Annotated in this window: 15 protein-coding genes and 1 pseudogene; 2 read left to right on the forward strand and 14 right to left on the reverse strand. The window is 42.3% G+C overall.

From position 1 onward, the window contains the following. Positions 1 to 14 precede the first annotated feature (14 nt). The 9 genes and pseudogenes from plsY to J2Z48_RS11000 form a co-directional block, all read right to left on the reverse strand. Positions 15 to 602: a glycerol-3-phosphate 1-O-acyltransferase PlsY gene (plsY, locus tag J2Z48_RS10960; RefSeq protein ID WP_307253467.1), complete on the reverse strand. Its 588-nt coding sequence runs from the start codon at positions 600 to 602 to the stop codon at positions 15 to 17. 27 nt (positions 603 to 629) lie between these two features. Then, entirely contained in the window at positions 630 to 1943 is a 1314-nt protein-coding gene (der, locus tag J2Z48_RS10965; protein ID WP_307253469.1) for a ribosome biogenesis GTPase Der, read from the reverse strand. Positions 1944 to 2033: 90 nt separating this feature from the next. Beyond that, positions 2034 to 2222: a capping complex subunit for YIEGIA gene (locus J2Z48_RS10970; RefSeq protein ID WP_307253472.1), complete on the reverse strand. Its 189-nt coding sequence runs from the start codon at positions 2220 to 2222 to the stop codon at positions 2034 to 2036. Further along, entirely contained in the window at positions 2219 to 3115 is an 897-nt protein-coding gene (locus J2Z48_RS10975; protein WP_307253475.1) for a YIEGIA family protein, read from the reverse strand. Before J2Z48_RS10975 ends, J2Z48_RS10970 begins: the two co-directional genes overlap by 4 nt. A gap of 101 nt (positions 3116 to 3216) precedes the next feature. Beyond that, a complete protein-coding gene (gene rpsA / locus J2Z48_RS10980) occupies positions 3217 to 4335 on the reverse strand; it encodes a 30S ribosomal protein S1 (RefSeq protein ID WP_307253477.1) in 1119 nt (372 codons plus the stop codon). 88 nt (positions 4336 to 4423) lie between these two features. After that, entirely contained in the window at positions 4424 to 5017 is a 594-nt protein-coding gene (locus J2Z48_RS10985; RefSeq protein ID WP_307253479.1) for a lysophospholipid acyltransferase family protein, read from the reverse strand. Between the two features lies 1 nt (position 5018). Further along, positions 5019 to 5690, reverse strand: a complete 672-nt coding sequence (gene cmk / locus J2Z48_RS10990; protein WP_307253480.1) for a (d)CMP kinase — start codon at positions 5688 to 5690, stop codon at positions 5019 to 5021. Positions 5691 to 5999: 309 nt separating this feature from the next. Beyond that, complete coding sequence (gene ypeB, locus J2Z48_RS10995; protein WP_307253482.1) at positions 6000 to 7346, reverse strand: germination protein YpeB; 1347 nt, start codon at positions 7344 to 7346, stop codon at positions 6000 to 6002. Positions 7347 to 7361: 15 nt separating this feature from the next. Continuing rightward, positions 7362 to 7775 (reverse strand): annotated as a pseudogene (locus J2Z48_RS11000) (cell wall hydrolase); the annotation flags it as partial. 303 nt (positions 7776 to 8078) lie between these two features. Between J2Z48_RS11000 and J2Z48_RS11005 the strand changes: the two are divergent. Next, on the forward strand, positions 8079 to 8717 hold the full coding sequence (locus J2Z48_RS11005) for a GDSL-type esterase/lipase family protein (RefSeq protein ID WP_307253485.1): 639 nt from the start codon (positions 8079 to 8081) through the stop codon (positions 8715 to 8717). A 17-nt stretch (positions 8718 to 8734) separates the two neighbouring features. Beyond that, entirely contained in the window at positions 8735 to 9922 is a 1188-nt protein-coding gene (locus J2Z48_RS11010) for an acyltransferase family protein (RefSeq protein ID WP_307253487.1), read from the forward strand. Positions 9923 to 9947: 25 nt separating this feature from the next. On the opposite strand, the gene J2Z48_RS11015 is transcribed toward J2Z48_RS11010, so the two are convergent. From J2Z48_RS11015 to J2Z48_RS11035, 5 genes are all read right to left on the reverse strand, one after another. Beyond that, complete coding sequence (locus tag J2Z48_RS11015; protein ID WP_307253490.1) at positions 9948 to 11225, reverse strand: MFS transporter; 1278 nt, start codon at positions 11223 to 11225, stop codon at positions 9948 to 9950. A gap of 205 nt (positions 11226 to 11430) precedes the next feature. After that, positions 11431 to 12336 carry an alpha-helical endospore appendage domain-containing protein gene (locus J2Z48_RS11020; protein ID WP_307253492.1) on the reverse strand — a complete coding sequence of 302 codons (906 nt, stop codon included), beginning with the start codon at positions 12334 to 12336 and terminating at the stop codon, positions 11431 to 11433. 275 nt (positions 12337 to 12611) lie between these two features. Further along, a complete protein-coding gene (locus J2Z48_RS11025) occupies positions 12612 to 13634 on the reverse strand; it encodes a bifunctional 3-deoxy-7-phosphoheptulonate synthase/chorismate mutase (RefSeq protein WP_442342009.1) in 1023 nt (340 codons plus the stop codon). A 40-nt stretch (positions 13635 to 13674) separates the two neighbouring features. Next, positions 13675 to 15075 (reverse strand): DHA2 family efflux MFS transporter permease subunit, encoded by a 1401-nt coding sequence (locus J2Z48_RS11030; protein WP_307253683.1) that lies wholly within the window; start codon positions 15073 to 15075, stop codon positions 13675 to 13677. A 7-nt stretch (positions 15076 to 15082) separates the two neighbouring features. Further along, positions 15083 to 15304 (reverse strand): MbtH family protein, encoded by a 222-nt coding sequence (locus tag J2Z48_RS11035; RefSeq protein WP_307253496.1) that lies wholly within the window; start codon positions 15302 to 15304, stop codon positions 15083 to 15085. Between the last annotated feature and the right edge of the window lie 3 nt (positions 15305 to 15307).

Consider the following 15307-nt stretch of genomic DNA (forward strand, 5'->3'; position numbering starts at 1 on the left):
TCACTCCCTACATACTAAATTTTTCTCTCGACACCTTTAAAGAGATTGCTTAAATTCGAGCGATGGCGCCAAAATGCAAATAAGGTAAACAACAAGCTTGTCCAAAGATAAACTTTGGGATAAGTACCAACAAAATAAATAGCGATAGGCAATGTCGCAGTAAATATGAGCGATCCCAGAGAGACATAACGGGTAATCAAAATGACGATAATCGCAATCACACCTGCTATGAGGGTAGCCTGAAACATGAGGGCTAGAAAGACACCTACCGTAGTGGCAATCCCTTTCCCACCACGGAAACCTAGATAGATCGGCCAGTTATGACCTGCCACTGCGGCAAGCCCTGAGATCATTAAGACAATGGGATCATGTGCACTTAACCATCCTGCAATCAACACAGAGGCAATCCCTTTAGACAAATCAAGAGCAGCAACCACAATCGCCGCTGTTTTTCCCAAGGTTCGAAGCGTATTCGTTGCCCCCGCATTTCCACTTCCATGTTCACGAATATCGATCCCACGAGTTATCTTTCCGACTACATAACTAAAACTGATAGATCCTAGCAGATACGCAAGTACAATGGGCACTACCCAATGAATCATATCTATTCCTCTCCCTGTCTCGATCGATCAATTTTTCTTTCGTAGATAGATATTGACTGGAGTACCTTTAAATTCAAACGCTTGGCGAATCTGATTATCTAGATAACGAATATAGCTAAAATGGGATAACTCCGGATCATTTACAAACAACACAATGGTAGGCGGTTTAACCGAGACTTGTGTTGCATAGTGGATACGTAAACGCTTTCCTTTATCCGAAGGAGGTGGTACTGCCATAATCGCATCATGGATGACTTGGTTGATAACAGAGGTGGAAATACGAAGAGCATGTTGCTCTGCAACCTCTTGAGCTGCTGGAAGAATCTGATGAACACGTTGTTTTGACTTCGCAGAAACAAAGAGAATTGGTGCATAAGACATAAATTGAAACTCTTCACGGATCAATTTCCGGAAATAGTTCATCGTCTTATCATCTTTTTCGACAGCATCCCATTTATTTACTACGAAAATGGAAGCACGACCTGCTTCATGCGCATAGCCTGCAATCTTTTTATCTTGCTCCGCGATTCCCCGCTCGCCATCTAAAACGATCAAACAGACATCCGAACGCTCAATCGCACGCATCGCACGGATCACACTAAATTTCTCAATGGATTCATACACTTTTCCACGTTTACGTAATCCAGCAGTATCAATCAATACATACTCTTGGCCTTCGCTCTCAAATGGGGTGTCAATGGCATCTCGAGTCGTTCCCGCAACAGGACTCACAATCACTCGTGTTTCTCCTAAAATGGCGTTGACAAGTGAAGACTTTCCTACGTTTGGACGACCGATTAAGGAGATACGAATCGTCTCTTCATCGTACTCTTCATCTGTACCCTCTTGAAAATGACTTACCACCGCATCAAGCATGTCCCCTGTACCAGAACCATGCAGGGATGAGATTCCGATTACTTCGCCAAAACCGAGCGAGTAAAACTCGTACATCAAATCCTCATGCTTAATATCATCCAGTTTGTTTACAGCGATGACCACTGGCTTCTTTGAACGATGCAAGAGGCGTGCTACCTCTTCGTCGTTGCCTGTTACACCATCACGTCCATCTGTCACAAGTAAAATGACATCTGCTTCTTCGATGGCGAGCTCTGCCTGGTTTTTAATATGATCTAAAATTTCATCTTGTTCTCCAAACTCTAGACCACCTGTATCAATCAGATGGAATTCGCGTCCGTTCCATTCACTTTTACAGTAAATTCGGTCACGTGTAATCCCCGGCCGGTCTTCAACAATCGCGATTCGTTCGCCAGCCAGACGATTAAAGATAGTGGATTTGCCCACGTTTGGTCGGCCAACAATCGCTACTACGGGTAAACTCATGACTTATATCCTCATTTCTTACTATGTATTCATTTAGTTATCTCTTACTAACATACCTAATCTTAACGAGAAACTAGTGTTTTATCAACCTTAATCAGAGTGGCGTACCAGTATGAAGGTCGTTGGGGCTACTTCGTGCACCATTGCGTCGAGGATCTTCTCTAGGGTAAAAGATTGTCTCTCCAGCTCTTCTCTACTATCTACAACGAAAATCGGAGACCCACCGGCTACTGTCGCTTTCTCGAGGGTCACAATGGCTAAAATCTTTTGATCACTCATGACGTCCCACCCCTTGTTGCATTTGCTTGTAGTGGCTTCTTCATCGCACTCTCTAGAACGGGCACTTTTCCAATAATGTCTATGGCGCGCTTCACATTTCGATCTTGCGGCAGGAGAAGAAGTCCAAGCCGACCATCCTTTAAGTCGAGCTTCCCGAGCGGTGTAAGGGCTGGTTCCCCTGTATCTCGATACACACCAAGCACAGTAGATACATCATGCAAAATGGCTTGTCGTTGACCCACATTGGACAACGTAATTCGACTACTAGCGTCTTTAGGCGTTAAGATCATACCGATTCCATTTTCCATAATCGCTTTTTTATCGCTAGATAGACCTACGTTCATCAGGTAGATATCCTCTACGTATAAACTAGCTCCATCTAAGCGCAACTTTGCCTCTCGAACCTCTACGATGCTGTTCAACATTTTTCCAGACATAAAAAATCGACTACAAATAACACTTACGACTCCTACCATCACCCCGACAGTAGTATTCCACATGATCACGGTAAACGAAGTAATAAGCGCAGAAGCAATCGTCAGGTAGTTACGCCCCTCAAATACCATGGCGATTCCCTCAATATAACTTACACCTCGCGGAACTAATTCCATTTGATCAACCTTTGATAACATCGTTCGCTCCATATTTCGAACATCCCGAAACTGTTGTGCCGCTAATGCCAGAAAAGTAAACGCCGTAAAATCCTTTTGTATTAATGCCGGGATCGCAACAGACCCCAACCCCGCGGCAATAATCCCTAACGCAAGATGAATAATATATCCATGTGGGTAAGTGGGGTATTGCCTGTAATCCGTTTGCAACAGATAAATCCGTGTACAAACCCCCGCTAATCCACTGACAATAACCGCCATCATCATATGATCCAGATTCATAACGATAAACTCCTTTGCTAAAATCACTGGGCTTTTTACGCTTATCGTTAGTCTAAACAAAAATAACCAGCCCATTCTTCCGAAGGGCTGGTTAACGTATCTTATTTAAAATTTTTTAGATCTGGAAATACATCTCCCAAGGTTACATTCATTTCCTCTTCTTGCTTATGTTCCATTCTTACTGGTTCTGGTTTTGGTTCGACTTCCTTGATGCTTAAGCTAATCCGCTTCTGCTCTGGAAGGATATCCAACACTTTTACCCGCACTTCTTGCCCTTCTTTAAGAGCTTCACCCGGAGTAGCAATGTGATCATGTGAGATTTGAGAAATGTGAACCAAGCCTTCCACACCTGGAGCCACTTCCACAAATGCACCAAATGTTACCAAACGTCTCACTAAGCCTGAAATGATATCGCCAGCATTCAAGTGAAGAGCTACTTTCTCCCAAGGACCTTGAAGTGTTTCTTTGATGCTTAAGCTAATCCGCTCTTGCTCACGATCAATTTTGAGGACTTTTACTTTTACCTGATCGCCTTCTGTTAAAGCATCTGCTGGATGCTCTACACGATACCATGCAATCTCCGATACGTGAACCAAACCATCCACGCCACCCAGATCGACAAACGCACCGAAGTCTGTCAGACGTTGTACTGTACCCTCTAAAACATCGCCAGCTTCAATTTTCTCCAAAGCTGATTTTTTAGTCTGTTCCAATGCCTCTGCCAAAACCGCTTTGCGAGAAAGGATACATTTGTTTTTCTCACGGTCTAGCTCGATGACCTTTAATGTCACCTCTTCACCAACAAAGCCACTAAAGTCCTCGATAAACTTTGTATCTACTAAAGATGCCGGGATAAATCCACGAACACCTACATTTACGACTAAGCCACCGTTTACCACCTCATGGACGGTAGCTTGCAAAGTTGCCCCAGATGCCAATTTTTCTTCTAGTTCAGCCCAAGCTTTTTCTGCTTCAATGGCTTTTTTCGAAACAATAAATTGATCCTCTTCTTCATTGTGGCGAATAATCTTTACCTCTAACTCTTGACCGTCCGCTAGTACATCGGAAACGTGGCTTACGTGTACACCAGCCAACTCAGAGATAGGAAGAATGGCTTCACTTTTCCAACCAATATCAACAAGAGCTTGACTGTTTTCTACCTTTACCACTTTCCCTTGAATAACATCTCCAACCTGTAAGCTTTTCATTTCTTCCGTCATGACTACTCCTCCTCAAATCGAATGACAACTCATCTTTTTATATAGAGAAAGATCAAGCGACAAGGCATAACCTTTGCATTTGATCCTATTACCGATATTGATGAAGTAATGATTCTACTTCTTTCTTCCAACGAGCACTCAGACGGTCCACACCATCTGATGTCGACTTACCCTCTACAAGATACTCCGCAGGTAGAATAGGCTCCCCGTAAACGATTCGAACCTTACGAAACAGACGATAAGGTCCAATAACCGCTACTGGAACAAGCGGCGAATTCGTACGGAGGGCAAACATAGCCGCCCCAACATGCACCTTACGAATTTCACCTGACTTATCACGGGTTCCTTGTGGGAAAATCCCGAGCACTTTTCCTTCACGTAGGATTCGGATGGATGCCTTTAATGCTTGAGAATCCCCACCGCCCCGTTTGACAGGAAACGTACCGACTATGTAAAGCGCTTTTTTGATAATCGGAACCCGAAACATTTCCTCTTTCGCCATGAAATGTACTTGCCTAGGTAAACTAATTCCGAGTAAAGGTGGATCTAAGTTGCTAATATGATTAGGTGATACAACCGCACCACCTGATATAGGAAATTTTTCTACTCCTATTACTTCATATGGAAAGAAAATCCGATAAAACAGGGTGATGAGGAATCGAAGCGTTTGATACAACCACATATTACTCCGCACCGCCCATTTTGGTGCAACATAGTTCCAAGATCATCTCCACCATTTCTTCGATCGTTTGATCTGTGGAATCGATTAAGATTGCATCTTTTGCCTGTCTAAGTGGAGAAAATGTACGGTTGCGATCATTTTCATCACGTTGCTTAATCTCTTGTAACAACTTTTCATAATCAGGAGATTGATTCTTTCCTTGTAACTCTCCAAACCGACGACGCGCCCGTTCCTCAATGGATGCGGTAAGGAAGACTTTCACATGTGCTTGTGGTAAAACATGTGTCCCTATATCGCGACCATCCATTACCACACTTTGTAACTGGGCAATCTCTTGTTGTTTTCGAACCAAAGCTTCTCTGACCCTAGGCATCGCCGCAATCGTAGAAGCGAAGTTTGATATTTCCGAGGTTCTAAGTTCGTCTTTTAGCACTACATCATGAACCTTCACTCCACCTTCGACCAACGTCATAGGAGTGGAAAGAGCCAACTCCGAAATTTCCGCTTCCTGATCAGCCGTTAAGCCTTCCTTTAGAGCCAACCAAGCTATCGTTCGGTACATCGAACCTGTATCTACATATGGAATTTCCAAACGCCTAGCTACCCGTTTGGCTACTGTACTTTTTCCAGCTCCTGCCGGACCATCAATAGCAACTAATAAATGACTGTTCATTACGACAACGAATCCTCCCTAACTTGCAGAGCGGACTACATGAAAAAGAGCAGGTCTCCCTGCCCGTCAATGGCAATCCAGATCGACAATTGACCTAGTTCCATGAGTCGACATCCACTCATGATCAAGCAGTATGTACTTATTTCTCTATGGTTCAGAAACTAGACTAAAAGTTCTGACCACAATTTCCAAAAATGATACTTTTACTTTATTTTAGAATAGCACAGACTATCAGGCTTTGCAACGAAAACAACCAGAAGCCAGGTAAAAATCACTGGCTTTCTAGTTGGTTTTTTTGATTTAAAATCATTACATCTTCTCTGGTTCTTCTTTTTCTATTTTCTCCACAAACTCTTCTTCGCCTGTATCTCCATTAATAAAGATTCGATACTGGTTATCCTTTAACGTTCCTAGGAATTCGTAGCAGAGTGCTTCTTTTCCATCTTCACCGTAGATATAAGCTTGGTTGGTTCCGGTTACTTTCAAATGAGGATTTACTTGTTTACGAGCTTGTTCATGAGTCAAAGTCGATTTTTCGGTTACGCGCTCTTTACGATTAAATACATATTCGTCTGCCTGGATCCCGATAATTTCACCGTTATCTAACGCGATTTTAAGCGCTAGTGCTTCAGGATAGATGAGAATGTTGCCTTCTTTATGTACCATGCTAAAGGTAACAATGTGATCTTCTTCGATATGCGAAATCGGTACCATTCCCTCATATCCCATCTTCTTCAAGAAGGATTGTGCCTTTTCTAACGCTTGCTCACGGCTTAACTTGGACTCTTTGACTGGACGATTATATAGCATCCAAGTAACATGCCCCTCTGTACGGGTTAAGTCTAGATTGCAAGGTCCATTTTTCCCTTCAAAGCTAATACTGTAAACCGGGAAATCGCCCTTTTCTGCAAATGTTACTTTCATTCCTTCTGTAGAACGATCAAGGAGCTTTGCTGCTTTCTCTTTCGCTTCTTCTTCTGAGATATTACGCCCTTTTAAAGTCGTAAATTTCTCTTTCTTACGCACTTCCAAGTTATTAACCGTCGGACCCCAATCTACTTCTGGAAATTGCACAACCATATTATTTACCGCTTGAAAACCATCAATAATCGTATGATCGAGTTTCTTATCCTCGGTAGCGATAGCCAATTCTACATCCATCCAACGTAGATTTTTAGAAAGAACCTGCGATTGGACTTCATTTAGCTTACCTTTAATATCGGTTGCGTTTTGATAAAGCGTATTGAGTGTTTGGTACTCCTTTTCCGAAAGGGGATCTTTATTGAAATCCCTCACTCCAGCATTATAAGAGAACGTCCCCATTCGCCCTAAAAACTTTTGTGTATCGTGAAACGGCATCAAACTAAGAGGTAGCTGAGCCACATCACTTTGAGCAGCATACGTAAGTCTCCATACATTGGTAAGCGAATCAGAGAGGTGCTTTTGCGAGTTCACCGCCAGCACTTTTCCAATCTCACCCTGCAAGGAATCCATATGGTTATTTAATTCATGAAACGCTCTTTGGTACTGGTTCTCTGCTTTGATTAGGATCGAACTTTTCTCTTGATATTCTTTATATGCCCAAGCCCCCGCACCAAGGAGTATTACGAGTGTAATAGGAAAGAAAACGCGAGCTATTTTTCCATACGTAGACATAACAGTTCTTCCTCCTTAGCGACAAAATATATGTTTGCCAATCTTTTTCACTTGCGGGCGGGACCAAATCCATTTAGAGGTAGCGGTAGCAGGGTTAAAATAATAATTACATCCTACTGCTGGATCCCAACCACCAATCGCATCTCTAGCTGCTTTATACGCTGACTCGTTTGGCTCCATCCAAATCTGTCCATCTGCCACACAAGTAAAAGCTTGTGGCTGGAAGATCACGCCGGAGATCGTATTAGGAAACTGCGTGCTGTCCAATCGATTTAACACGACTGCCGCAACGGCTACTTGTCCCTCATATGGCTCTCCTCGCGCTTCCCCATGAACCGTTCGTGCTAACAATGTAACGTCATTGCTGGAAAATCCCTTATAACTTTTACCTGCATTCGCCGCCTGAGCGGGAGCTGTTTCAGAACTACCCACAAGCGACATCAGTAGACCAGCCGCTACACCACCGACAATCCACTTTCGAATCCTACTATTCATCATGACGCTCCTATCTTTTGAAACGTAAAATATTTGTCTCTAGTTTGAACGCCTGAATTTTCCTTTATGCATGGAATGGTAAAAACGGTACATATCAACCGTTTTAGGGTGATGGTGAATAGAACTCCGACTTCAAAGTTTTATATAAAATTGATTTCATCTTTATCTTATCTTCAACTCTCTGGCTTATAGTCCTAATGTACACGAAAGAAAAAAATAGGAGGAGGAACTTGAGAGATGAAAAAAATATTTATGTCTCTATTCGTTGGTATCTTAGCCGTATCGGTTGTAGCTTGTGGAGGTAAAACAAACCAGCAGTCGACCACCGTCACAGGAAGTAAGGCAACAGAAGAAAGTAAAGCGACTACGAAAGAAAAAAGTACCGATTTATTTGTTGGGGATTCTCTACTTAAAGGACTGCCTGAATTTACTGATAAAAAAAATGTATTGACAATTGATGGGACCACTGTTCAATTCGTCATCGAACAGAACATGAAAGAAATCCTAGATAAAAAACCTGAGAACCTCTATTTGTTATTGGGTTTAAACGATTTATCTTTTCCAGTTAAAGATCCAGTAAAAAAAGAGATAGATGAATATGAAAAACTAATAAAACAACTAAAAGAAAAAGCACCTCAGATGAAAATTCATGTGCTATCCCTTCCATCCGGAACAGCTGAGGCAGTGAAAAAGAACCCACAATACAAAAATATCCCTACAGTAAATAAAAAGTTAGAAGAACTTGCTAAAAAGGAAAATGTCCAATATGTTGATTTATCCTCTTTGTTGAAGGAAAAGCCGGACCTATATGGTGAAGACGGCATTCATTTCAAAAAAGAATTTTATCCACTATTACTCGAAAAAATTAAAAAATAAGAGGGGACAGATCTATCATGTATGGCATCAAGACAAAGGAGGTACAATCCCTTCCGTTAAATAATAGATATGTTCCTGGATTAGATGGACTAAGAGCATTTGCTGTACTAGCCGTTGTGGTTTATCATCTAAAAATAAATTTGTTTGCACCGGGTGGACTCATTGGAGTAGGGATCTTTTTCGTTTTATCAGGATATCTCATTACCGATATACTCATTACACAGTGGAAACATCATAGAAAAATTGACTTACGTGATTTCTGGATAAAGCGTGCCAGACGATTGCTACCCGGACTGCTCTTCTTATTAATCGTTGTCGTGATCGGGATGACAATATCCAACCCTTCCCGATTAGCTAACTTATGGGGCGATCTCCTTGCATCGCTTTTATATATAACGAATTGGTGGTTCATCGTCAGTGATGCATCGTATTTTTCTCATTTCAGTGCACCCTCTCCTCTACTACACCTTTGGTCTTTAGCGGTAGAAGAACAGTTTTATCTCATTTGGCCATTTCTACTAGCATTAGGACTTGGTGTTATAAGAAAACGGAAATGGATGGTTATGATAATTCTCTTAGGAGCATTTATCTCTGCGCTTGCTATGGCACTTCTATATCAACCAGGCTTGTTGGATCAAAGCCGAATTTATTACGGAACCGATACTCGTGCATTCGCTCTACTCATTGGTGCAGTACTCGCTTTTTACTGCTCCATACAAAATATTCCAGAGAAAATCGATACTTCCCGTCGCGTAAAAGTAGGCATCAGCTTACTTGGAGCTGGAGGATTCATCATTTTATTATGGATGATCTTGTTTACAAACGAGGTTGATCCCTTTCTTTACAAAGGAGGAATGGTCCTTCAATGTGTAGCAACCGCTGCTCTCATTATGGCGATCGTTTATCCTTCAGCAAAGTGGTTTCATCGGATTTGGGAATGGGGTCCGCTAAGGTGGTTAGGAATTCGCTCCTATGGGATTTATCTATGGCACTTCCCTGTACTAGCACTCCCTCTTCCTACCATACTGGAAGGAGAGGAATACGCGATCATTCGTGCAGTTATCCAGATCTCTGCTATTATCATCATAGCAGCCCTTTCTTGGAAGTTTATTGAAAAACCAATTCGATACAGACATACAAAATTACGTAAAAGTACTCTAGAAGATCAAGAGAAAATCACAAGCATCCCCTCTCGTCCGATGTGACAAGAGGGGATGCTTGTGTGATTTTCTATCTCTGATTTCGAGGCCATAAAATGACGGGGATGAGTAATAAGGATAACGTTCCTCCTAATAATGACAATGTTGCATAGCTGGAGTTAGCCATGACCATTCCCGAGAGTGCTCCGCCAGATGCGCCAGCTAACGCGACAAAAACATCTACCGTTCCTTGTACCTTCGCACGTGTCTTCGGTTCGGCAGAATCGACAATCTGCGCAGTCCCACTGATTAAGCCGAAGTTCCAACCTAATCCAAGTAACGAAAGGGCAACGATTAAGAGCGGAACCGAATCGCTTGGTGCGAATGCAGCTACCACTCCTGATATCAAGAGTGTCACACCAGAAGCAATACTCATCGCGACCCGACCGATCTTATCAACGAGAATTCCTGTAAAGAGGGAAGGAAAGTACATGGATCCTATATGGAAGGCGATTACCATGCCGATTTCACCTAGACCATGACCGTGATGTTGCATATGGATAGGTGTCATGGTCATAATGCCCACCATCACCATCTGAGTAAGGACCATCACAGTAGCACCAATCAGTATGCCTCTATTTTTATTTATGGGGATGCATCCAAGCTCAAGCTCAGAGGAATCGCCATTTTCATGATGTTGTTTATATGCTTCTATCTTTTTTGCGATTTCGAGTGGATCTGGACGAAGCATCATATAAAGAACAAGACCAGCCATAAAAAAAGCGAAGGCAGATAAGATGAAAGGACCTGCAAGTTTGGGAATCCCCATAGACACAGCAAATTTACCCATTATATCGACTAGGTTAGGTCCTGCAACTGCACCAAATGTGGTCATTACCATAGTAGTACTAATCGCAGTTGCTCTTTGTTTCTTGTTAGCTAAATCAGTACCTGCGTAGCGAGCTTGTAAATTAGTTGCTGTACCTGCACCATAGATCAATAGTGAAATAAGCAAAAGAACAATACTATTGATCATCGTTGCAACGACAACGCCGACCGCCCCGATCCCACCTACGATAAATCCTGTCGCAAGACCTACTCTACGCCCAGAGCGTTGTGAGAGTCTCCCTACAAGGAATGCAGCTCCTCCAGATCCCAAAGTGAATAAAGCAGCTGGCAAACCTGCATAGGCATCCGTCCCCAACATTTGCTGAGCGATAAGGGCGCCCACCGTAACGCCTGCCGCCAGACCCGCTCCACCAAATATTTGGGACAAACTTACAATCATTAATACACGCTTGTATAACTTTCTTAGTTTACTCGGTGAGTCTATATAGCTTTGAACAGCAGAATGATCTACTTGAATCATCTATAACTCTCTCCTCTAAGATGCAAATATTTTTATAATATATATGTTTATTATTAAAATATAACAGGAATTTATTATTAATTATACAAGCAAAAACCCCTCTTATCCTATGTGATAAGAGGGGTTTTTCTACCTTTAACTTGTAAATCCAAGGTATCCTGAAAGGCAAAATAGATGAATGTTTTGATTTCCATGCATGTTCGTATCATAAATTTCCTAATTCTACGATTGTTATATTTGAAGGTCCAAGGATCGTCAAACTGGAAGCGTCATCTGTTACAAATCGTAAGGACACTTCGTTAGGCGGAAAAGTAGAATTAAATATAAAACTAGTAGAGATACTATTGGTAGGAAGAGGAGGGCCCGATAAACCAGACAGATTAATGGAGCCAACACCAATTCGACTTTGAAAAATCGTATCAGTGCCACTATTTAAGGATACAACTGATGAAAGAGTTGGTGGAGGATTAGAAAGAGGAGCTTGATAATTTAGCATATATGAAATAAGATACATTTTATTCTCGGCTAAAGTAAAAAAAGTAGGAGTAGTTGGGTCAGAAGGAGTAATATCACTTCCATTTAACAAAAACTGACCCCACGGTATATCTGTATTTGAGGGGATAGATTCACTAAAAAATTTAAATGCTGTCATATTGTTACGAGTAAAAATGGATCCATCTGTTCCAGATGGTCCGGTAGGTCCTTGAGGTCCTGTATTCCCTTGAGGTCCTGTATTCCCCTGGGGTCCAGGCGGTCCTCCCGATGACCCAGTGGCACCCGCTGGCCCTTGAGGTCCTGTTGGTCCTCTCGTGACATCTGTACCTAACACATTTTCTAACTTCTCATTTAAAATCCATTCTTTCTTCCCGATTACATTGATCGTGTCACGTACACTCTCATTTATCATAAGTAAATCGGTAATCGAAGGTTGAAAGGTTGTGGAAACTCCAGGGAGAGTGCCTAAAACATATTGAAGCTTTTCTCCCTCGGCATTAATAATATGACTAAGACCTAACTCTTCTAATGCAATCGATGACAACAATAGATTAATAGCATCTTCTCGAGTAACGGAGATATTAGGGGTAATATTTAGTAGATTGGATTGAGACATGTGTTCACTCCTTATCCTACGTAAATATCCCTACCATCATATTCCTATTCTCTAAGGTGGCACCTACTATTAACCTACTTTTCTAGATATCTTGCTACCCATTCTCTGATGACAAGTGGTTAATAATTGAAATGTCTTGGTACAACTCTGATCCTTCTAATTAAGCATATCGCTTTCTACTTTGTTGCTAGAGAATACCGTCATAGAAAACTACGCCCCGACTGTTAGTTTGTATCTAACAATCGGGGCGTAGTTTATGTGATAAGAGGGTTGTTCTATCTAACTATCTTACGGATCTCATCCATAAAGCAATCAAATTCATATAAATCCATCTGTTGTTTTGAATCAGATAGTGCCTTTGCTGGATTCGGGTGTACCTCTGCCATGACACCGTCAGCTCCAACCGCTATGGCAGCTTTGGCCATAGCCGTTAGAATATCTTTTCTGCCAGCTGAGTGAGTAACGTCTACGATCACAGGTAGGTGTGTCTCCTGTTTGAGGATCGGAACCGCTGAGATATCAAGCGTGTTTCGGGTCGCTGTCTCATAGGTTCGGATCCCTCTTTCGCAGAGAATCACGTTTTTATTTCCTTCTGCTAAGATATATTCCGCCGCCAATTTGAACTCTTCGATCGTGGCTGACAACCCTCTTTTTAGTAAAATAGGCTTATTGGTTCTACCTAATGCTTTCAAAAGGGGGAAATGGTGCATATTGCGTGAACCTATTTGCACGACATCCACAAAAGGAAGTGCCTCATCTAATTGATCCACGGACAAGATTTCAGTAATGACTGCCATTCCCTGTTCCCGTGCCACTCGTGATAAAATCTGTAGTCCTTTTACACCGAGACCTTGGAAGTCATAGGGAGAAGTACGTGGTTTAAAAGCACCTCCTCGTAACAAACGAACCCCTTTTTGTGCCATTTTCTCTGCTACGATGCTGGTTTGATCATAGCTCTCTACTGCACACGGTCCCATGATAAAATGCGGATTCCCATCCCCAATTCGTTCTCCATTGATCGTGATAATGGTATCTTCTTGTTGGTATTCTCTTGAGTAATACATCACTTTTTTAGCTGCGGCTTTTGCCCGAGTCTGGATACGTTCTTGGATCAGTGTTGCTACCATTTCTACTTCTTGTTGATCCATGTATCGAATCGCTTGTTGGAAAGGAAAATTCATCTTCAATCCATGATTTTCCTTTGCATCCTGTACAAGCTCCTGTCTTCTACTCATCAGATTCAAAATCTCGCTATCTAGATCCTGAATCGTCCCGCGCAAATCGGTTACGGTTGACAATATAATCATCTCCTTGGATGATAGATCACTTTATATCGAACTACGAGGCACGAGCTTTTTGTGGTGGTGCCTCGCTTATTTTTTCTGTGTTTTTTAGCTGAATGGCAAAAATGAGAGATAAGATTAAAAAGATAGCAGAACCAAATAATGCCCATTGGTAGGTAATTGGGTTCGTCTGACTACCACCGATTAAGTCTGCCAACCCAATCACACTAGCTAAGATTGCCACGCCTAAGACGGAACCAAGGCGGTTCTGAACTTGAAATAGGGTCGTTGCCCGCGCCATAGAACCATGAGAGATATGGTTAAAAGCAGTGGCTCGCAAGACTCCTACCGAATGACCGAGGAAAATCCCTACACTAAACATGAGCACTCTCACGATCCATGGGTTTGCCGATGCCGACAAGAATGCGATTAACGCAAAGACTACGACAGAGCCTATCAAGGATAGAATCATTAATCGCTTTACACCCAGTTTTTTTAGAGATGTAGGCAGAAGTTGTGATGAAATCATCAACCCGATCGCTTCAGGAAATACAGTAAGTCCCGTATGAAGTGCAGATACATGGAGCGCATTTTGATACATGAGCGGGAAAATATACAGCATTCCAAACAAAGCGGCGGCCGAACAAGCTGAAATGATGTTCATGATTCGAAACAATGGCTCGTTCAACAATTTTAGATCTAACAAAGGATCTTTTGCTCGCCATTCTACGAAAATAAGCGCAATCATAAAGGAAAGTCCTAAAACGCCTGTGATCAATATCTCAGGTGAAGTCCACCCTTGAGACGGTCCCTGAGTCAAAGCATACATAAACATCGAAAATCCAAAAACGGAGAGAAAAAAGCCTTTCCCGTCAAAACGTTCACGGGCCTCTTTTCGGTATTCTTCGAGAAATAGCATCCCTACGATAACGGCCAAAATCCCAAATGGAATATTAATATAGAAGATCCATCGCCATGAGAGCTGATCCACTAAAAAACCACCGATAATCGGTCCTAGAGCAGGTGCAACGGCAATCGGGAACACAATCATACGCGACAACTTAGGCCGTTCTTCAGGTGAAAATGTCCGAAAGAGGATCGCCATCCCTACAGGTGTCAACAGACCGCCTGCCGCACCTTGAATGATTCGAGCCATGTTCAACGTGACCAAGCTATTGGCCAAGCCGCAAAAAAGCGATGACACTGTAAAGATGCTAAGGGATAGCAAAAACACACGCTTCGTTCCAAAGCGATCTCCTAACCAGCCGGCGATCGGTAGGAGCATCGCCACTCCTACCAGATATCCTACGTTGATTGCGCTGGTTGCCGAAAGAGGGATTTGAAACGCCGCTCCCATCGCAGGTAAAGCTACATTGGTAATCGTCGCATCCATCGCTGCCATAAACATGGCTAACACATATACCAATACAACGACTTTTCTTTTACTCACTTGAATCGCCTCATCACGTAACAGGATTGATTTTTACTGCTTTTGTAAGCTGTGTCGGGATTAAGCTCTTCCACTCTGCATTTATATAAGCTAGGCAACTTTCTTTCTGATCCTTGCCGTAAACTACTTTCCATCCCGCAGGAACCTCGATCCAACTCGGCCACAATGAATACTGTCCTTCTTCATTCAATAGAACGAAAAAGGTACCTGTTTTATCATCAAATGGATTGCTCATGTT

The sequence above is a fragment of the Croceifilum oryzae genome (assembly GCF_030814315.1).
Taxonomy (GTDB): Bacteria; Bacillota; Bacilli; order Thermoactinomycetales; family Thermoactinomycetaceae; genus Baia; species Baia oryzae.